Here is a 19,616-nt window from a genome sequence, read left to right as displayed (position 1 = left end):
GCACTTCGCGCCGTCGGACTGATTGCGCTGCTGACAGCAGGGTTCGAAGATGCCGTAACGAGACCCCGGCTGCGCGGGCTGAAGGTCATGCGCCGATGCGAATGTCAGCTCCGGGGTCACAAGGCGAAGAACTCAACCTGAGCAAATCTGGCCCGTGCCTCAGTCAGCGGACATCCGCGAGGCCAGATGCTACTTCGAAAAGCGCCGAACTCGGACAGAGCCGGCGGAGGCGGGGGCGCTCCAGCCGGTGCGCAGGTGACAGGCTACTACTGCCGGACCTTGACGCTAACCTTTCCGACGTAGGCTTCGGGGACGCGCTAGTTCGCCGGAACTTGGAACCCAGCGCCCCCGTTTGATCAAGATGGCAGACGGCGCGATCGAGAGGTGAACCCGATGACGGACCACGCTCAACGTTCGGTGAAAGGGTGCCGCGTTCTGATCATTGAGGATGAATACTTCCTCGGACACGACTTGGTGACCGCCCTTCGGTTGCTCGGCTACGAAGTGATCGGGCCCGTCCCCGAGCTTGGCGATGCGATGTCAATCGAGCCGGATGCCTTTGATGTTGCCGTGGTCGATATAAACCTGCGCGGATGTTTAGCCTATCCGATTGCGGACGAACTGATACGTCTCCGGAAACGCTTTATTTTTGCAACAGGCTACGGTGCCGATGCCATTCCTCACCGTTTCAGGAATGTGCGGCGATTTGAGAAGCCCTGTGACGTTGAGACGATCTCGGGTGAGATCAGCATGCTGTGTGACCGTCAGCTTAGCTCGGCGTGACGGGGCCGCCGATGTCAGCTCTGGGGGTCATAAGCAGACATCCGCACCTGATCAATCACCTCGCCAGCGCGCAGCAGGAAAGACCCGAGCGCGTCGTTGACGACGCGAAGTGCATCCGCGCGATCAGCGGCGGTGAGGCCCCGCTCGGCCCGCGGGTGCGGCAAGCCCAGCCAACCACTCAACGGAAATCTACTGGTGCGCCCGCTCGGTATCGGCGGCGGCGATGGCTCCACGACTTTCATGCTTCCGAACCTCCGCGGACGCGTCGTCGCCATGCTGGACAGCGGGGCAACCGTCATTACCTCGGCAAGCATGACGCCGGACGGCGCGACGCTTGGCGCCACGGGCGGCGGACAGTCCGGCGCACTCGCAACCACGAACCTGCCGGCGCAGACGCCTTCAGGTACGATTTCCGTCAGCAACGGCGCGATCACGATCAACGGGCAGAGCCAACTTATTTGCTCTGGCTCCGGCTCGGGTGTGGGCGGCGGCGGCGCGTTCGGTGTGTCTGGTTCGCCTCTGTCGGCATCTCAGGCGACCACCACAGCGAGCTTTAACGGAACCGCGTTTTCGGGGCAGAACGCTACGGCCTTCACGAACATGCAACCGACGATCGCACTCAACAAGATCATGCGGGTTTTGTGAGCATGACCCAGACCGCGTTCGTTCCCGCCACGCCTTTCATTCGGGTTAGCTGACGAATCGCGGAGCTACGCTCAATGTGAAACCAGGATGGCGGGAGCCGCCACCTGCTCGCCGCGACTCAGGTCCGGCATCCCACAAGCGCAATCAAGCGCTAGTGGGAGACGAGCATGCCATCCCGTGTTCAAAAATACCGATCTCATGAAGAACGCAGCGCGGCCAGATTGAAGTGGCTCAATGCACCCCCAGGCATCACGCCAGAACTTGCTGATGTGTTTATGCGAAGTTGATTGCGGGAGACACGCTGCGAAAGATCACGTCGGGCGACAAAAGGTGTGGCGCCTCGCTGGTGACTCCCCAGCGGTTCAAAAAACATTTGCGATTTGTACCCCGTGTGGGCTGTTGAAGCCAGACGACTAGCAGAAGCGAACGCTAAAGCCGTGGACAAAGGTCACCGGCGCAACCAGACCAACTGCAGATTTGGACACCCGCTTTCAGGGGCAAACATCCGAATTGAGGGAGGAGGAAGATTCCGCAGGTGTTTAACGTGCCAGAGAGGCAAGAGAAGAACCCCCCGCTGGCCTCCATTGAAAAGCAGATCCCGCAGGTGATGGCAGCATTAAGCAGCGGTACTTCGCTAAACCTCATTTGCACAGGACAAGTTGCAGCCAAACGGATTCAAGAACTTTTCAGCTATCGGAAGCTAAAGTTTTACCGCGGGCTAAATCCGGAGTTCGATCGGTTCGTCATATCGTCAACCGCGCAGAAGACGCCACGTCTCAATCTGAGGCGCAGCATCGGCACGTCAAATCTTCGGATTCCCACACTCACGGGGCGGATCGCGGCGCAACCTGATGAAACGTTCTCAGCGGTCGATGCCGCTGTGTCCCGAAAGTTGCCCCGTCACATCCGAGACGAAGTGATGGGGCGACTGATACTCGATATTCTCGGAGGGCGCGTTGCTATCGAGATTGTCGCGAGAACAGCCAGGGCTTACGTGCGCGAGGATTACAACGAGATGAACTATGGGCACGCATCGCTAGATGGGCGCTTGTTCGCTGACGGAAGCGTAACGAGAGGCGATCGCGTAGTTGAGGGACTGTGGGGCCTAGGAGCATCCTTGCTCGCTTTTGCAAAGAGGCCCGCCGGTTCACGCGGCGGGTGTGACCGCACATGCGAACGCCGCAGCGGGAGGTTAAATCGCTGCGGCCCGCGCATGGTCCAAATTGGCCGGGTAAAATGAACTAAGTGAAATATGCAGCCAGCCCCGGTAGCGAAATTTAGCGCTAACCTTTTCTCGATTGCAAGCGAAAGTTCGGGGGAACCGAAGTATGGCTATCGTGTATTGCGTTCCAGAACCGGCGCGCGGCCCGGTTTAGCGATTGCTTGCGCGCATCCGGTTTCGTCATCATCGCTAACTTGCCGAACGCGCGTGATTGCAACCCCTAAATCCCCGTGGTCGTCGCCCTAGCTCCCGTGGGCATCGCGTGTTGTCCGCGATGATTCAGAGCGTCCTGAGTTCACTTTTGGACTGTCCAAGTTTGGTTCTCGACCTACTCTCGCGAATGGAACAGGAAAGACGAAAGGGCCTGTCTCATGCTCACCAAGAAGGATTTGAGGCGTATCTGGACGAGCAGACAATGCACCGGATCGATGGAAGCCAAATGACGCGAGAGATGCTGTGCCGTTCTCGGGAGCAGATCGCGATTTCGATGGCACTGCTCCGGCATAAGGTTCCGAGTATCTGGCACCCTGAGCTTCCAGAAGAATAGAAACTCCCCCGCTGTTCCCGCGTTGCGCGGAAATGGCGAAACGAGAAACCACCTGCCGATCTGTGCAGCGTGCAACAAACCCATGCTATTCATGGCCGCAATTAGTTCGCCGGACGGACTGATGACTATCTTTCGGTGCTCCGGTTGCCAAAAAATCTCATGGGAACAGCCGAAGCGAGATCGATGGCCTCGGACGGCAAACCTTCTGCCGGGTGCAGGCTCACGCTCGAGTTCTCTTATCTAGTGGGTCGCAACCAGCGCCGCCATGCTGAATGCGATTACGCAGGCAACTGCCAAGGACCAGAGCGCTATAGCGATTTCTTTAGGCACGGTTGGTGGCCTCCGGACGAGAGCCGCCTTACCCTTACTGCCGTACGAGCCTGGAGCGCATACCGATCAGCATCGTGTAGGCAAGCCGCCGCCATATCAGGTTCATTAGGACTAGCATCTTGGCTTCCTCGTATTTGATGCGGCCAGCTTCCACCTGCTTTGTTTCAAGAAGATTTCGCCGAGGTGCGAAATGGCTTCACTTGCGGAGAGACGGCCCCGGCTGCTGGGGACACTGGAGGTTAAGGCCGGGGCCGCTCCGCCAGCTCTGGCGGCGAGCCAGCTGTGATTCAAATGTCCGGCCGCGCCTGTCGTTCCAACAGGGGCGCCGACCGGTAAATTCTCCAGTCACCGTCAAACTTTGCGCACATTGCCTGCAAATTCCGCTGATCCCAAAACGGGCGCCGAGCGTTTCAGAAAGGCGGGTCCTTGTGCGTGACACCTAAACCCGGCTTAGCCTTATGCCATCCATCCGCACGGCCTCTGTCGGTAACCGACAGGGGCCGTTTTGTTTCGCACAAGAGCTTACTTCCGGGATGGCTGACGATGGTCCCTTCGAGGCCGGGCGACCTCCGCTTTTGCTGTGGACGCCGTGCTCGCTATGGCCCTTCGCTGCCCAGTTAGGCGGCGGCCGGATGGGTACTGGCCTGTTTGTCTGGTCGCCCAATTCATTCTCGCGACGGCCTGGTTTGACTTTTGTTATTGCTGGGTTCGGGAGAAGGAGCCTAAGCTTCGACATCCCTAACGCACGTCGTGGTTCAGTCATGCTCCAGCGTCCGGTGTGTCCGAACTGTAGTAAGCGGTCCATGCTTGCTCGGGTCATGCCAGTAACCGCTGGCATCGTTCGAGAGAGCTACGAGTGTCCGAGTTGCGACCACTCGTGGGACATCGAAGTGCCAGACCCGATAAAAGCGGCGGCCGGGTGGATCCAGAGCGACCTTACAAATCCAGAGTAAGGCTGCCTCAGCCCGGCGTCAGCAACCGCACGTAAGTGCCGCTTTCATGCAGCTCTAGCCAGCCCTTCTCGACGGCGTAGCGGATACCTGCGCCGAACTCCGGCCCGCTTCCCTGAAACCGAAAGATGAAGGGGTAATTGATCTTCTCGATATGAATGCGGCCGTCCTGGACCGACTCGATACCGGAAGCGATCTCGGCCAGCTTTCGGGCGGCCGCTTCAGGATCGGAGAACGGGCGGGCGTTGGCGTATTTCATGGTTGGGCTTGCTCCGTCGACTCCCATCAGGCTTAGCGAAGGTCAGCCGGAGAATATGCGCACGCTGCCGCCTGCCTCGCATGACCGAGCACGGCTCACAATACAGCACAGGCTCCAGCTTCCAGAGGGGGGCGGCCGGCCGCTTGATCGCGCGCAGCGAGAGCAGGGAGATCCGCCGCAGCGGTTGCACTTGGCCTCGATCAGGTCATAGCCGGCGCGCCTTGGCGATGGTCGGATTGGCCTGTGGCTCGCTGGGTGACGGCATCGCGGGGCCGCCGGCTCACATGATCGCGTTCCAGGCGTCGCATTCCAGCCGGTCGGCCTCGCGAAGCTTCTCCTCTGCCGCACTGCGGATCAGGACCGACTGGGCGTAGTAGCTCGCATGCAGCCCGTGCGCTTGGCGGATGCCTTTGACCTGGGCCTTGCGGTCGCCGCCTGGGAGCGGAATTTGGATGATGCGTGGGGACACCGCGCATAATCGCGCTGAATCAATCCCGAGGAAAGCCGCTAGCGCTGGGGGACAGGTCCGCTCCAAAGCTCAAGCTGACGGTCAAGCCCAAATTCGTTGGTGCAAAGACATTTCACTCTGTTGAGTCTATTGCTGGATGTGCAAGTCTTCCCGAAAATTATTTCGGGGCATTATGCTTAAAGGCAATCAGCGATTCATTTTGTTTTTTTGATCTCGCCGTGGCGCACCGCATCCTTCTGACGCACCACCTCTGCCGCTAACGGACTTCATTCCGTACCTAAAGAAGCGGCAGGAGAATGATCTGTGCTTCCAGGTGATCGACAACGAACGACGCGTGATCCGGCTCTCCGCCGTTAGGGAAGTGAAGCTCTCCAATGGCTCGCCGGCAGTCGCAATGCTGTTCTGTTTGGGCGACAGAGACAAGGCGGATCCAGGGTTCACCAATATCAAAACTGGAAAGGTCAGGATTCCGAGGCGGGCCGCCGACGAAGCGGGTGGTCTTTCGGTACATGCCGTAGTTTCCCTCAGGCCCACCCAGAAAGGCGGTCATCTCTACCGGATGGTTTACGAAGATGTCTCGGGGTTCGGCAGATCGCTGTTGCAAGGATTTCTGCGAGCAGAGTTCAAGATAATAGCCGACGAGCAGGAACTGACATACAAAAGAGAAGGTTCGAAGGAGCCGCAAAAAACCCGGCCCATGGTGGAGCTGAGCGGTTACGCCTCCGACAAACTGAAGGACTCGATCAAAGAGGGCCGGCTGCTGCACGTCGAGTTGATCAACTATCGTGAAAAAAATCTTGGATTTGACGAAGCGAGGTTTATCAGCTCCGTGCGGCGCGATCTCAGCCTTTCGATCGGAAAAGGATTGCCGCAGGGCGAAGCTCTCAAATTCATTGAGAGAGTTAAGGAACACGCACGCAAGAACGACTAAGGTTGTGCTGCCGACGTTCACCGCTCCTCCAAACGGGAATGACCAAGGCGTTGAGGATTCTAAAATTTTCGGCGCGGTGAGGCGCGGTTGACGTGACTAACTACGGTTACAAGCTACAGATTTGCTCGCCGCTGCGAGCGGGCCCGAAGGGCAGGGCACTACGAATTTGTCAAATCGCGGAATTCGGCCGAATGCCTTCGATAGCCGAGAGCGAGCAGGATCGTGCCGGCGGGTGTGGCCACTCCGTCAAGACTGCGGCTCGCTAAAACGCCGTTGACTTTCAGAAAGATCAAAGCTGCGCCCAGACCAACGCATGCGGCCGCTGTTGAGCATAAGAGCACCCGGTCTGGCTTTCGTACAACGTCACTCCGCCAGATGAACGCTCCAAGAAAGAACAGCCCCATGGTGCGCGGGAACCAGCGCAATAGCAATCAAACAGACAGCGATGTACGGATATCGGCAAGCCAGTTGTTGATCATCGCGCGACGATGCTAATCCTGCAATGTTTGCAACAGGCCCAGAAGCAGATCCTGCAGCGAAAGCCCTCCGACTTGAAGATGACCAGCCGCACCAGTTGAGGAGGTCAACATAACGAGGCGGTCGTCCGACTTGGCGGAATCTCACCAGTTCGCGGCGACCAGAACGCGATCGACGAGGAAGGCGAGCCCAGCGACCAGCACGAGCGCGGAGAGCGCCGTCACCGCCTGCCGCTCCCACGCGGCGCGCCGAAACCAAAGGAGGACCGGCAGGAAAGCGGCGATCACCGCTGCCTGGCCGGCTTCAACGCCGAGGTTGAACGACACGAGCGCCCCGGCCAGGGCGGCCGGGGGCAGATCGAGATCGAGCAACGCGCCGGCAAAGCCGAAGCCATGCACGAGGCCAAACGCGAAGCCAACGGCCCAGCGCCACGACGCCGTGCGTCTGAGGAAAATGTTTTCGGCCGCGACGTATACGATCGACAGCGCGATCACCGGCTCGACGATCCAACTAGGCGGCGACGCCGCGCCCAGGACCGCCACGGCCAAGGTGATGCTGTGCGCCACCGTGAAGGCGGTGATGACGGCGAACAAGGATCCGATTCCTCCGCCGCCCAGGACGAGAGCCAGCACGAACAGGAGGTGATCAACTCCCGTCAGGATGTGCTCGATGCCGAGCCGAAAGAAGGCGAAGACGCCGCTCCCGGCAGTAACCTCGGGCGCCGGCCTCCCGCTCGGTGCCGCGACGGCGAGGAGAGCCTCGCGCCGGTCGCGTTCGAGGGTGTATTGCTGCACGCTCCCCAGGGCTTCGACGCGGACAAGCGTGTGGTAGTCGTTGCCGAGGACGTCGGACAGGTCGTCGCGCAGCACAAGTTCGCGCGGGGTACCAGGGCAGGCGTAATCGATGATCACTACGGCATTGGCGCGGTCGGACGTGGGCGGCGTGACCGTTCCGGGCACCGGCTCGCATCGCACCCCATTCGCGGAAATGCCGACTTTGCGCGCCACCAAATCGGCCAGCGTGGCGTAGTCTCCACGAGGCGCCAGCCGCACCCCGGCGGCCTCGCCGCCGGCCGCCGCGAGCGCATCGGGGCCGAGAGTGAGGCTGTATCGGACAGTTCCGCCGTGCAGGCTCACGGTGGCATAGCCCATGGAGCCGGCGATGTGCCCTTGTGCTGGTCCGAGTAGTAGCAGCAGCGCGAGGGCAGTCCACGGCGCGGCGCGGCGCAGAGAGGCAGGAGGTGTCATCGCGCGTCCGCTTCAGTCATGACCTCGGCCCATTCGCCGCCGACGAAGCGGGACATGAGGTAGAGCCGCGGATTGCCATCGATGCGCATGTACTGGAGGTACCCCTCGGGGTTGAACTCGCCGAAGCGGGCGCTGAGAACCGGCTCGCCGTGCCCGCCGTAGAGCTTCACGGAGAGCTGCGGCGGGTCGAGGCCGAACGGCGCCGGGTCGCTCCCCGCCAGCTCCGCCGCCTCGATCTCGCGGACAGGACCGGAATTGTGCATGATCTGGACGGCCTTGCTGACCCGGAGCCCGGCGGTGCCGATGTTGACTCCGTCAGGCGTCGCCCACGCCGTCTCGCCCGCGCGGAGCAGGGTAACGCGTCGCGTGCCGCGGCTCAACTCTACCCGCGTGACCTCTTCCGGCGCGCGGCTGAGCACGCCCTTGGGCTCGAACCGCACGAGCTGGCGCTGCACCGGCATGGCGCCGCTCACCACCATCGCCGCAAGGTAGAGGAGCGCGAGCGCCGCGAGGACCGGGTGCAGCACGTGCCGCCTCATCGGCGCCGCCACCAAACGACGCAGCCGAGCGCGACCACCAGGAGCGGCATTGCGAAGACGACCAGGAAGAACACCGCATTCGACTGCCGCCCCGTCAACGCGATGAGGGGGGGCACGGGAACGCGCGCGGCGACGGCTGTCGTGCGCTCTTCACGTGCCAGCCAGCGGGCCGCCGAGAGCAAAAGGTCACTGTTTGCCATATAAGGAAAGAACGAGTTGCTGGCGAAGTCGCTGTCGCCGACGACGATGGCGCGCATGGGTTCGGAGTTGCTGTCGAGGCGCCCTTCCACGGCGACGCCCAAGACGCGCGGGCCGGGGACCGGGGGCGCTGCCGCGTCCTTATCACGCGCCGCGTCAGGCTCGACCGCGTGTGACCCCACCGGTTTGACCGGGCGCGTGTAGCTGTCCCGGCTGCTGAGCAGCAGGGCCGTCACGCGGAGGTCGCCCGCCGTCGGTAGCATCGTGATGGGGCGGATGCCGGGGTAGAAGGTGAGCGAGACCGAGCGCGTAACCGGGTGAGGGTCGTAACCCGTGACCGCCACGATCTCGGGGTTGGTCGAGTAGTGGCTCAACGGATCGACGACGACCTCCTGCTCCGGGCGGACGCCGAGCTCGGCCACGAGCCGGGCGAGCCCGGGTTCGAGCACGAAACCCAGGTCCAGCAGGAGAAGGGCCGACCCGCCGCGCCGCAGATAGGCGCGCAAGGCCGCGCTTTCAGCCGGCAGGAACGTGGTCCGCGGATTTGCCGTGACGAGGAGGGTGCACCCGGTCGGCACGTCACCCTCGGTGGCGAGGATGAGCTTCCGCGCCTCATAACCCTGCGCTTCGAGAGCGCGGCGCAGCCGCCCCGCGCCGTGGCCCGGCATCTCCACCACCTGCGAGCTGGCGTCGTCGTGGCTGTGGCCAGCGCCGCTTTCCAGGTGCGTGTGGTACTCGAAGTTGTCCATCGGCAGCTCGCCGTGGCCCTCGAGGAAGCAGGCCGTAATCGCGCGCCCGCGCAATACGCGCTGGATACCTATCGCGATCTCCGTCTCGTCCGTGCCTTGCACCAGCACCCGACGTCCCTCCGCCTCCACGACCGCGGCATTGTAGATCTGGATTGCCTTCTCGCGTGCGAGTCTCGGGTCCCGGTCCGGATCGACTGCGACGACTTTGAGCAGCGGGTTCCGCCGGGCCATGATCGCAAGGAGGTCGCGCGCGCGCCGCCCCGCGGGATCCTGCGACCGATAAAAGTAGGTGACGGTTACCTCGCGGGAGACCTCGTCAATCGCCCGCATGGCCGCCCCCGAGGGCGTATAGACCTTCTCGCGAGTCAGGTCGAAATGCACGTCATGCAGATGCAGCGCGACATTGGCCAGCACCGCGGCGCCGAGCGCGATCAGGATGACTCCGGCCGAATAGGCCCGCCCCCGCCAGCCCGCGAGCGCGGTCTGCAGCGGCAGTCTCAGCCCGGTCGCGAACAGCACCAGGACGGCAGCGAGCCAGCCACCAGCCCAGAGCAACGCGTTCCAGTCGAGCTCGGGGTGCTCCATGGCGTCAGCGCCGGGCCAGCCCGCGCGCGGCGAGGAACAGCCCGAGCAGGGTCACCGCGAGGAAGAAGCCGAAATCCGAAGCGTACATGGCTCCGAGGGCAAAAGGCTGGAAGCGCGCCAGCAGCGACAGCCCGAGCACCCAATTGTCGATCGGCGACGGCAGCAACGCGGCCCAGGCGTCAATCGCCCACAGCATCCCGAACACGCCGAGCGAAACGACCGCGGCCACGACCTGGTTGGCGGTGAGCGCGGAAACGGCAAGACCGATCGAGACCAGGGCGCCGGCGAGCAAGGTGAGGCCGAGGTAGCCGCTGTAGATCGGGCCCCAATCGGGAGTGCTGAACCGCGCCAATATCCATGAATACACCAAAGTGAGCGCGACCATCGCGAGCAGCATGCCCATCGAGGCTGCGAACTTGGCCAGCACGATGTCGCCCTCGCGCACCGGCGACGTCAGCAGCAGCTCGAGGGTGCCGCCCCGGCGTTCCTCGGCGAACTGCCGCATGGTAACGAGCGGCACGAACAGGACGAGCTGCACGGCCGCCTGAAAGAAGACGTTCACCAGCGTCGCCTGCTTGGTGGCGATGAGCGTGACGGCGAAGCCATAGCCGTTGAGCACAAGGAAGACGGCGATGACGGCGTAAGCGATCGGCGAGACGAACAGCGCGCGCAACTCCTTGGTAACCAGGGCGAGGAACGCCGTCACTGGAACGCTCGGCTCGCCGTTAGCCGGAGGAACAGCTCCTCCAGGTCTGAAGCCGTCTCAACCGTCTCGACGCTGGCGATGCCGGCGAGGCAGAGGGCGGCGGCGACACGGGGGGCTGCGCCGGCCTCCGACATCTCCACCCGCCAGCCGGCGAGGCCGTCCTCCGGCTCCTCCCGGGTCACGCCGCCGATCCCCGCCAGGCCGGACAACGCCGCCGCGACCTCGTCCGCCCGATCGGCTCGGGCGCGGACGCGAAGCGAAGTGCCGCGCCCCGCGCCGGCGAGCTGGTGGACGGTGAGCAGCCGCCCGTCGAGCAGGATCGCGACCCGATCGGCGACGCGTTCCATCTCGGCAAGGACGTGCGAGGTGACAAGGACCGCGCTGTCGCGGGCCAGGGTCCGCAGCAGCCCGCGCAGCTCGATGACCTGACGCGGGTCAAGGCCGTTGGTCGGCTCGTCGAGCACCAACAACTTGGGTTCGTTCAGCACGGCCTGGGCGATTGAGACGCGCTGCCGATAGCCGCGCGACAGCCGGCCAATCACGGCGTCGCCGACCGGCTCGAGCGCGAGCCGCGCGCGGGCGGACTCGATGCCTCGGCGCAACGCGCCTCCCCGCAAGCCCCGCAACCGGCCCATGAAGTGGAGAAATTCGTCCACCCGCATATGGCCGTAGAGCGGGGCGTTCTCGGGCACGTAGCCGATCCGCGCGCGCGCTTGGTGTCCGTCGCGGACCACATCGAAGCCGTCGATGCGGACAGTTCCTTCGCTCGGCCTCAGATAGCCGGTGATGACGCGCAGGATGGTGGTCTTACCGGAGCCGTTGGGACCAAGCAGGCCCACCACTTCCCGCTCCTTCACTTCGAACGAGACGCCGTCCACTGCCTGGCGGCGGCCATAACGTTTGCCCAGCCGTTCGACGGAGGCGACGGCGATGCCGTGCCGCGAGCTTTCAGCCGGCGCAATGCCAAGCCCCGCCGGGGCTCGGGGCGGTCGATCGGTCAGGTGCCGGTCCACTGTCGGCGTCGAGCCGGTCAATCGTAGAATTCCGGCGCCTTCTTCATCGCCTTGAACGCGTCTGGGTCGTGGGCAGTGAAGAAATTTGCCTTCTGCGTCGCCATCTCCCGTCTGATCCACTCGAAGGCCGAGTAGTATCCCGATGTCGAATAGACCAACGGGGTGCTCGGCGGTATATTCTGCTCGACGTTCTCGCGGAAATAGACGTTGTCCCCGGTGAGGATGGTGAGGCCGGTGTTCTTCAGCCGCACCGTCATCATCTGGCTGCCCGGCGTGTGGGCAACCCAGCGCTTCACGACGAGCGTGCCATCTCCAAACAGGTCCTGATCGCCTTCGAGCTGCAACATCTTCACCGCGTTTGCGCTTGGTGTCATGTTTCCGCGCAGCGGCAGGACGTCGCCGAGAACGTAATTGGAGCCGGTGCCGGGCTCCGGCCAGAAGAAGTTCTGAAGCTCGCTCTTTTGCACGACGAGCGTCGACTTCGGGAACTTGGCCACGTTGCCGCCGTGGTCGAGGTGGAGGTGGCTCACCACGACGTAGGTGATATCGTCGGGCGTAAGATCGATTTTCTTCAGCTGCGTATCGATCGCGACATCTGGCGTGTTGACCGGCTTCAACCCGGTGAACGCGGCACCCCAGTAGCCTGGGTCGGTGATAATCTTGTCGTTGTTACCCGTATCGAAGAGAACATTCCCTTTCGGATGTTTGATCACGTAAAAACCGACCGGAACCTGGATCGCCGGCTCCATGGGTGCGCCGTTCACCAAAAATCCTTTGCCGAGAGTCAACGCGCCGGAACTGAACGCGTAGAGCTTAAGGTCTTGTGCGCTTAGTGCCGTACTCGATAATACGCTCCCGAGAAGAGCGACCATTGCCGTCAAATATTTGCAGGTCATTCTTTGCCTCCCTCGTCGCGAATTTTGTTATGTTTTGCTTCTGTGCAAAGCCGCAGAGGCGCCGGCAGGATGCACCTAAGTTCAACACGCCGCAGTAGACCTGTCAATAATTCTGGACGGTGTATCGGTTCACCCGACGGTACTGCGGCGCCGGTGGTCAGGATTGGCTGAGGCTCGTTGCGTGAGTGGATGGGAGGGGCATTCCTGCTGAAACCAGTCTTCAACCGCAGCAGGCCAAATGTGGAATTTCAGTAGACGTATAGCTCTCCTGGGGCGCTCAATTTCCAAATGTCACGTGTCGTAATTCCAATGCCCGCTATGGTCCAAACCCAATCCTCCAGGCAGTCCGTGAACGGCTGGCTGGTACGCGAAGGACAGGCCATGGCCTTTCGACGCTATTCGGAAGCCTACGTCGCAGAGGAAGAGCAGGCACGAATGGAGCGTAGCAGCTCTGGCCGGAGCTTTTATCCCACCCTGGGATTGGAGGCATCGATCATTTCGGGGACCTTGTCCGTTCCAATCGATGCGCAGCCGACAAAATGGGCGGCGTCGTCGAACCGTAGGCTCGCGAATGGCGGCGAAGAGGGCTGGCAACACGCGCCAATTATAGTAGCGTTGTTGCAAGAAGAAGCGCACGGCGGCTGAAGCCGGACGCGACACATAGAAGAGGGAGGACTTTCGATGCAATTTCTCAAGGCTGCGGTTGCGGCCGGGCTTGTAGTTGTGACCTTTACGGGCACCTCGCTTGCGCAGAGCAAGCCGTCGGAGCTCAAAATCGGCATCACGACGTTCCTGTCGGGCCCTGCGTCAGTCTTCGGTGTGCCGGCGAAGGTCGCAGCGGAGATGATCGCGGAGGACCTCAACAAGAAGGGCGGCATCGGCGGCGTGCCGGTCAAGCTCTCCTTCATCGACGAAGGCGCGGGAGGCGAAGCGCTCGTCTCGAACTACCGACGCGTGGTGCAGGACGAAAAGGTTGATGCCACGTTTGCTTCGATCTCGTCGGGCAGCTGCACCCAGTTGGTGCCGGTCGCCGAAGACCTCAAAGTCATGAATTTCATGTGGGACTGCGGTGCGGCCTCGATCCTCGAAACCAAGAAGTACCGCTACAATTTCCGGACTCAGGCGAACGGCACGCCGGAAATGCTGGCCGTGCTCCTTTACCTGCTCAAAACCAAGCCCGACTTTAAGACGATCGCGGTGGTCAATCAGGATTATGCATGGGGTCGGGAGAGCTGGGAGATTTTTTCGACCGCGCTCAAGGCGATGAAGCCGGACGTGCAAGTCGTCGCGGAGCTCTTCCCGAAGTTCGGCGCACCGGACTACTCCACTGAAGTTTCCCGTCTGTTGGCGCTGCGGCCGGATGTGGTTCTGACCACGTCTTGGGGCGGAGATCTCGACACGCTGGTCCGCCAGGCCGGTCAGCGCGGCCTGTTGCAGCAGTCGATCTTCGTGCTCGGGATCGGCGAATCATCGATCCAGCGGTTGGGCAAGGACTTGCCTGAAGGCCTGATCGTCGGCGCGCGCGGAGACCACTGGTTCCTGCATCCCGAGAAGAAGAACGACGCGGCCTTCAAGGCGTTCAATGAAGCCTTCAAGGCGAAGACCGGTGCATGGCCGATCTACCCGGTCTATCACATGGCGCAGGCGTTCAAGGCCCTGCAGACGGCCTACGACAAGGCGATCAAGTCCAACGGCGGCAACTGGCCCACACGGGAACAGGTCGTCGACGCGACGGCGGGCGCCGAGTTCGCCACCGGCTTCGGCCGTCCGATTACGCTGCGGCCAGAGGACAACCAGGGTCTCGAAGCTCAGCTCGTCGGCGTCACCAAGTCCGTTCCGGGGTACGACTTCAAGCTGCTCGACAACATTATGATCTTCGATCCGAAGATGATCACCAACCCGGCTGGCGTACGGTCGGTTGAGTGGCTCAAGACGCTCAAGCCGGACTTCGTCAAGATGGACGTGCCGACCTTCAAAGCTCAGTAGCGGCACGCTCGACTTTTTTCCCGTCCTCCGAGCCTCGTCCCGGAGGACGGACCTTTTCCGAAGGCCATCATGAACTCGACACTCGCTATCTTGGCTATCCTCGATGGGATCAGCTACGCCGCACTGGTGTTCTTGGTCTCGGTCGGGCTCAGCCTGATCTTCGGCGTGCTGCGCGTGGTCAACGTCGCGCACGGTTCGCTGTACGCGTTCGGCGCCTACCTGGCTGCGACGTTCAGCCTTGCAATCGCGCCGATCTCGCCTTGGCTCACCTATCCCGCGCTGCTGGTCGCCTCCGTCGTGATCGGCGTCGTGTGCGGCGGTTTCATCGAACGGTTTCTGCTGCGGCCGCTCTCCGGACAGGAGGACGTCCTCCAGCTTCTGATCACTTTCGCCGCCTTCATGATCATGGACAACCTGCAGCGTCTGATCTGGGGCGTGCAGCCCATCTTCGCCGCGGAGCCGTTGAGACTACTTCCCAACGTCGCCGTGTTCGGCGTCAGCTACACGTCGTACCAGGTCATTCTGCTGCCCGGCGTCGCATTGGCGACGCTGTTCGGGCTCCGCTACTTCCTGCGCAGGACGCTGTCGGGAGCGGTGATCCTTGCGGTCACGGAGGACCGCGAAGCTTCGACGGCCATCGGGATTGACGCAAAACGCGTATATTTCGTCACCTTCGTGATCGGCGCGAGTCTGGCCGCGTTGGGAGGAGCGCTGGCATCGCCGACGACCTCGCTGGTCCCCGGTATGGGCGCCGATATGATCGTGCTTTCCTTTGCCGTCGCTGCGACCGCAGGTCTCGGCCAGATCGAGGGCACCGCGCTCACCGCGCTGATGATCGGCCTGACCCGCGCCTTCGTGATCTATCTCCAGCCGGAATTCGAAGTTCTCGTTCCCTATCTGCTGATGGTGCTGGTGCTTCTGGTGCGTCCGTTCGGCCTGTTCGGCGCCGTGCAGGCAAGGAAAATATGATGAGCGGTCGCATCAAGCCGGTCACCACGATCGCGATCATCTTCTTTCTGGTCAGCGCCGTCGCGCCCCTTTTGGTATCGAGCTGGGCGACCTTGTTCGCGTTGATCCTCGCGAAGGGCATCGTCGTTCTCGGTATCATTCTTCTGCTGCAGGCGGGGCAGGTGTCGTTCGGACATGCAATGTTCTTCGCTACCGGGGCGTATACCGCGGCGTTCTGGGGCAAGTACGTCGGTGGCGGCGACATCGTGCTCTTCATCGTGCTGGGCGGCACAACCTCCGCCGTCTTCGGCCTTGTCATCGGGCTCTTCGTCGTGCGCTACCGGGAAATCTTTTTCGGAATGCTGAATCTGGCGTTTTCGATGGTGCTGTGGTCGCTGCTGGAGAAGATGTTTCATTACACCAACGGCGCCGACGGCATCCGGGTCCCTCGTCCGGCCCTGTTAGGGCTGTCGTTTACGCCCGAAACCTTCCAGTACGTCATTCTTTACGTGAGCCTCTTGATCGCGGTCGTCGCGTTCTACGGCGTGCAGCGCTATCTCGATAGCCCGCTCGGACACATGCTGCGTGCCGTCAAATCGAACGAGACCCGGCTCGAGTACCTCGGGACGTCCGCACGGCGCGTGCTTCTGATAGGCTACGTGATCTCGGCTTTTCTCGGCGGCATCGGCGGCACGCTGGTGGCGATCATCCAGCAGATCGCCACGCCCGAGTTCGGGTTCCGGACAAAGTCGGGCGAGTTCGTCTTTATCGCGATCCTCGGCGGCAGCGCCCACGCCTTCGGAGCGTTCGCCGGCGCGGCGATGTTCGAGTGCGTGCGCTTCTATGCGGCGGCCCACCTGGCCGACACCTGGCAGCTGATCCTCGGCGTGGTCTTGATCGTCATCATTCTCTATGCGCCTAACGGACTGATAGGTCTCAGGCAGCGCCACGGCCAGGCGAAGCAGGGAGGACATTGATGGCCAACGTCCTCCTTTCCGCGAAGGGCATCAAGATCCGGTTCGGTGGCGTCGTCGCCGCCGACGGTATTGACCTAGACGTGCTCCAAGGCGAGAACCTCGCGATCATCGGACCGAACGGCGCCGGAAAGACCACCTTCCTCAACATCTCGACGGGTTATCTGCGGCCGCAGGCCGGAAGCATCACCTTCCTAGGCCAGGAAATCACGGCGCAGCTCCCGCGCACGATCACCAAGCTCGGCATCGCGCGGGCCTTTCAGATACCGCAGCTTTTTCTCGATCAGACTGTGATGGAGAACATGCTGATCGCCGCGGCCTCACGGCTGGGAAGCCCTTCCGGCTTTACGGCTCTTTCCGCCCTGCCTGAGCTGCCTGAAATGGAGCGCCTTCTGGATCTCGTCGGCGTCAAGTTGTACGCGTCTCGCAAGGCGAGGGAGCTTCCCGAGGGACAACGCAAGCTGGTCGACATCGCTCTGGCGCTCGCGCTGAAGCCCAGACTGCTGCTGATGGACGAGCCCACCTCGGGCGTCGCCTCCGCCGAGAAGCTGGAGATCATGGACATCCTGACGTCCGCGCTCGCCAAGGAGAATGTGACTTCGGTCTTCGTCGAGCACGACATGGACATGGTGGAGCGCTATGCCCACCGAGTCGCGGTGTGGAACGTCGGGAAGATTCAAAAGGTCGGCACGCCGGCGGAGGTTCTGGCCGATCCCAAGGTCCGCGAACAGGTGATCGGCATATGACGGCGATGCTGGACTTCGAGAACGTCAACGTCGCGATCGCCGATGCGCCGGTGCTGCGCAGCGTCAGCTTCTCGCTGCCGCCGGGTGCGACCGCCGCGCTCATCGGGCGAAATGGCGCCGGCAAGACCACGACCGTACGGACCATCATGGGCTTCACGAAGGCGAGCGGCACCGTGCGCCTGGGCGGACAGGACCTGGGACATGTTCCTCCGCACCGCCGGCCCTTCTTAGGCATCGGCTACGCCCCCGAGGACCGTCGTCTCTTCTCAGCCTTTACGGTGGAAGAAAACATTCTTTTGCCCGGTCGCGTCGCGAAACTTGGCGCGGACGAGGCGCGCCGGCGGCTGGAGCGAGCCTACTCGGTCCTGCCGGAGCTCAAGGAACTGGCGAGTCGCCCGGCGGGCTCCGTCTCGGGCGGCCAAGGCAAGATGGTCGCCCTCGGACGCGCCCTGATGTTAGGAACCCGCCTCGTCATTCTGGACGAGCCCTTCCAGGGCCTCGCCCCTGTGCTGGCGCAGAGGTACGCCGAGGCGCTGCGTCGGCTTCGTTCGCAGGACCGGGACATTACCCTTCTGATCACGGAGTCGAATCCGAAGCTGCTCGAGACCTTCGCCGACGTGACGCTGACGATCGAGCGCGGCGAAATCGAAAGCCGGGTCCGGGTGTAGCGCTCGCCCGTTCGGCGCGCAAAACAGACGGTCAAGCCAAGCTCCATCGAGGCTTGCCGAACAGACGAATCTACTGGCGCTCAATGCAACACGAGGCGGCCCGCGCCGGCGAAGCCGCCAGGGGATTTGCGGTGGTCGCACCACGGCCGCCTGACGGCCTAGCGACGAAGCATGCTCGGCGAGACCCGAGACCACCGCAGCACGTCCGGCCGACGAGCGTGCAGGTCGGCGGAAGGCCGGGATGTGAATCGGCATCGAAGCATGCCCCCTCCAATGTGATGTGAATCAGAGACTTATCGTGCCGATCAGCCTCAGGACCCCCACGCCGATTCACACCACGGCTCAAGGCTCAATTCGCGCTTCAAGAGTCTTCGCGCGCGAATTCGGAGGTCCCGCGCCGAAGCTCGCCGGCGCAGAACATATCGGCCAGTGACACCGCCAAGGTCACGTAGCCGATCCGGCCACGCCGCGATATCCGCTCAGGCGAATTGAGAATATCGGGAAAGCTGAAAGAAGGACTCTGCTTCGTAGGACGGATCGGTGGCCAGTCGGGCAAGCCTTTGCCCGATGGCTGGCGCGAACTTCGCACCATGGCCTGAACACGCGGAGCAGACGATTAGGCGGGAATCCGGCCAGCGATCGATGATGAATTCCTCGCCCGCATCGGGCAGGCGGTCGGCGGGCACGGTGTTGGTGTAGAGGCAGACGTCTCGATCGATGATTGGCCCGGCCGCGCCCGGGACAAGGGCCGCCAACGCATCGCCGACCGGGCGGAGTTCGGCCTCGGTGGCCTGCGGACCCCAGTCATCGGGGCCGACCACGGGCCCGTGGTTGTGAGGCGCCGCTTTGACGCCGCGCTGTTCGAAGTCCGGAAAGCCGTAGACCACGTCGTTCGGACCTCGGTCCAGAATGAAGATCGGGAAACGACCGAGCGCCACAGTGTCAGGGCGGGTCGGCTTGAACCAGCCGACCGCCTGTCGGGTCACGTTGAGCAGCGCGCCCAGTCTCGGGAGTGCGCGACCGAGCCATGGACCCAGCGCCAGAATCGCGCGCTCGGCGAAGAACTCTTCGGTCACCGTGCGGATCGATACGCCGTCGTGGTGCGGCGTGAAGCTCACGCGTTCCGGAATCACACGGTTCCCGGCGCGTGAGCGCATCAGTCTCATGACGACACCGGTCCGCAGTATCGCGCCACCGTCTTGTACTACGACGTCCCAGTCGTCGGGCAGGGTGAAAGCCGGAAATTCCTTGTTCGCTACGGTCGCGGTCAACATCGGATCAGGGCGCCCTTTCGCGATCGCGGCCGCGCGTGACGACGCCACCATCGCAGAGCCGGGGAGGCCTGCCTCCAAAACAGGGGTTTCCGTCAGTACCGTTTGACGGCTTTCGGCCTGCAGCCGGATCCAACCGGCATGAGCCTCGTCGCTCAGGCTGGTGTAGTTGGGGTTTTCGAAATTGAAGCGACGGAAAATTCGACATGAACCATGTGACGAGCCTCGATCCGAACCGGGTCCGACAGGGTCGAAGCCGAGCGCATCGACGCCGGCATCCAACAATGAGTTGAGCGCTGCTCCGCCCATGAGTCCTAGACCCAGCACGGCGACTTCGCATTTTCGCATGAAGGCCTCGCGAGCGATGCTACGACTCGCCGATCATCCTGATGATTTCGCGGGTTTACAAGGTCTTACGGGAGGGCGATTACGTAGCGAAAGGGACCACGGGGCGACAGCGGGCCAGATCCGAAAGTC

At 62.5% G+C, this 19,616-nt stretch carries 19 protein-coding genes; 9 read left to right on the top strand and 10 right to left on the bottom strand.

All coding sequences use genetic code 11. From position 1 onward, the window contains the following. Positions 1-393: 393 nt before the first annotated feature. Complete coding sequence (locus tag IVB40_RS22280) at positions 394-783, top strand: response regulator (protein ID WP_247816302.1); 390 nt, start codon at positions 394-396, stop codon at positions 781-783. Between the two features lie 14 nt (positions 784-797). On the opposite strand, the gene IVB40_RS22275 is transcribed toward IVB40_RS22280, so the two are convergent. Next, positions 798-1,025 (bottom strand): hypothetical protein, encoded by a 228-nt coding sequence (locus IVB40_RS22275; protein ID WP_247816301.1) that lies wholly within the window; start codon positions 1,023-1,025, stop codon positions 798-800. 31 nt (positions 1,026-1,056) lie between these two features. Here IVB40_RS22275 and IVB40_RS22270 point away from each other — a divergent pair, with 31 nt between their 5' ends. Beyond that, positions 1,057-1,428 carry a hypothetical protein gene (locus IVB40_RS22270; RefSeq protein ID WP_247816300.1) on the top strand — a complete coding sequence of 124 codons (372 nt, stop codon included), beginning with the start codon at positions 1,057-1,059 and terminating at the stop codon, positions 1,426-1,428. 3,059 nt (positions 1,429-4,487) lie between these two features. Here IVB40_RS22270 and IVB40_RS22265 read toward each other — a convergent pair. Both IVB40_RS22265 and IVB40_RS22260 read right to left on the bottom strand, forming a co-directional pair. Further along, positions 4,488-4,736, bottom strand: a complete 249-nt coding sequence (locus IVB40_RS22265; RefSeq protein WP_247816299.1) for a hypothetical protein — start codon at positions 4,734-4,736, stop codon at positions 4,488-4,490. Positions 4,737-5,016: 280 nt separating this feature from the next. Beyond that, entirely contained in the window at positions 5,017-5,205 is a 189-nt protein-coding gene (locus tag IVB40_RS22260) for a hypothetical protein (protein ID WP_247816298.1), read from the bottom strand. Between the two features lie 313 nt (positions 5,206-5,518). Here IVB40_RS22260 and IVB40_RS22255 point away from each other — a divergent pair, with 313 nt between their 5' ends. Further along, positions 5,519-6,136 carry a hypothetical protein gene (locus IVB40_RS22255; protein WP_247816297.1) on the top strand — a complete coding sequence of 206 codons (618 nt, stop codon included), beginning with the start codon at positions 5,519-5,521 and terminating at the stop codon, positions 6,134-6,136. A 620-nt stretch (positions 6,137-6,756) separates the two neighbouring features. Here the strand turns inward: IVB40_RS22255 and IVB40_RS22250 are convergent. The 6 genes from IVB40_RS22250 to IVB40_RS22225 all read right to left on the bottom strand — a co-directional run bounded on the left by IVB40_RS22250 (position 6,757) and on the right by IVB40_RS22225 (position 12,546). After that, on the bottom strand, positions 6,757-7,764 hold the full coding sequence (locus IVB40_RS22250; RefSeq protein ID WP_247816296.1) for a HupE/UreJ family protein: 1,008 nt from the start codon (positions 7,762-7,764) through the stop codon (positions 6,757-6,759). A gap of 92 nt (positions 7,765-7,856) precedes the next feature. Next, positions 7,857-8,387 carry a DUF4340 domain-containing protein gene (locus tag IVB40_RS22245; RefSeq protein WP_247816295.1) on the bottom strand — a complete coding sequence of 177 codons (531 nt, stop codon included), beginning with the start codon at positions 8,385-8,387 and terminating at the stop codon, positions 7,857-7,859. Between the two features lie 8 nt (positions 8,388-8,395). Further along, the gene (locus tag IVB40_RS22240; protein ID WP_247816294.1) at positions 8,396-9,931 is read right to left on the bottom strand and encodes a GldG family protein; all 1,536 of its coding nucleotides are present in this window, start codon (positions 9,929-9,931) and stop codon (positions 8,396-8,398) included. 4 nt (positions 9,932-9,935) lie between these two features. Beyond that, on the bottom strand, positions 9,936-10,637 hold the full coding sequence (locus tag IVB40_RS22235) for an ABC transporter permease (RefSeq protein ID WP_247816293.1): 702 nt from the start codon (positions 10,635-10,637) through the stop codon (positions 9,936-9,938). Continuing rightward, on the bottom strand, positions 10,634-11,671 hold the full coding sequence (locus tag IVB40_RS22230) for an ABC transporter ATP-binding protein (protein WP_247816292.1): 1,038 nt from the start codon (positions 11,669-11,671) through the stop codon (positions 10,634-10,636). Before IVB40_RS22230 ends, IVB40_RS22235 begins: the two co-directional genes overlap by 4 nt. Beyond that, positions 11,668-12,546, bottom strand: coding sequence for an N-acyl homoserine lactonase family protein (locus tag IVB40_RS22225; protein ID WP_247816291.1), 879 nt, complete (start codon positions 12,544-12,546; stop codon positions 11,668-11,670). Before IVB40_RS22225 ends, IVB40_RS22230 begins: the two co-directional genes overlap by 4 nt. 348 nt (positions 12,547-12,894) lie before the next feature. Between IVB40_RS22225 and IVB40_RS22220 the strand changes: the two genes are divergently transcribed. The 6 genes from IVB40_RS22220 to IVB40_RS22195 all read left to right on the top strand — a co-directional run bounded on the left by IVB40_RS22220 (position 12,895) and on the right by IVB40_RS22195 (position 17,868). Continuing rightward, the gene (locus IVB40_RS22220; RefSeq protein ID WP_247816290.1) at positions 12,895-13,191 is read left to right on the top strand and encodes a hypothetical protein; all 297 of its coding nucleotides are present in this window, start codon (positions 12,895-12,897) and stop codon (positions 13,189-13,191) included. Positions 13,192-13,227: 36 nt separating this feature from the next. Continuing rightward, positions 13,228-14,532 carry an ABC transporter substrate-binding protein gene (locus tag IVB40_RS22215; protein WP_247816289.1) on the top strand — a complete coding sequence of 435 codons (1,305 nt, stop codon included), beginning with the start codon at positions 13,228-13,230 and terminating at the stop codon, positions 14,530-14,532. 69 nt (positions 14,533-14,601) lie between these two features. Then, on the top strand, positions 14,602-15,501 hold the full coding sequence (locus IVB40_RS22210) for a branched-chain amino acid ABC transporter permease (protein ID WP_247816288.1): 900 nt from the start codon (positions 14,602-14,604) through the stop codon (positions 15,499-15,501). Further along, positions 15,501-16,457, top strand: a complete 957-nt coding sequence (locus IVB40_RS22205; RefSeq protein WP_247816287.1) for a branched-chain amino acid ABC transporter permease — start codon at positions 15,501-15,503, stop codon at positions 16,455-16,457. Before IVB40_RS22210 ends, IVB40_RS22205 begins: the two co-directional genes overlap by 1 nt. Next, positions 16,457-17,200 carry an ABC transporter ATP-binding protein gene (locus IVB40_RS22200; RefSeq protein ID WP_212256425.1) on the top strand — a complete coding sequence of 248 codons (744 nt, stop codon included), beginning with the start codon at positions 16,457-16,459 and terminating at the stop codon, positions 17,198-17,200. Before IVB40_RS22205 ends, IVB40_RS22200 begins: the two co-directional genes overlap by 1 nt. After that, positions 17,197-17,868, top strand: coding sequence for an ATP-binding cassette domain-containing protein (locus IVB40_RS22195; protein WP_247816286.1), 672 nt, complete (start codon positions 17,197-17,199; stop codon positions 17,866-17,868). The genes IVB40_RS22200 and IVB40_RS22195 overlap by 4 nt, the downstream gene beginning before the upstream one ends. 479 nt (positions 17,869-18,347) lie before the next feature. On the opposite strand, the gene IVB40_RS22190 is transcribed toward IVB40_RS22195, so the two are convergent. Further along, positions 18,348-19,487 (bottom strand): FAD-dependent oxidoreductase, encoded by a 1,140-nt coding sequence (locus IVB40_RS22190; protein ID WP_247816285.1) that lies wholly within the window; start codon positions 19,485-19,487, stop codon positions 18,348-18,350. Positions 19,488-19,616: the final 129 nt, after the last annotated feature.

This window comes from Bradyrhizobium sp. 40 (assembly GCF_023100925.1).
Classification (GTDB): domain Bacteria; phylum Pseudomonadota; class Alphaproteobacteria; order Rhizobiales; family Xanthobacteraceae; genus Bradyrhizobium.
Note: the sequence above shows the minus strand (reverse complement) of the source record. Positions and strands in the feature narration are given on the sequence as shown.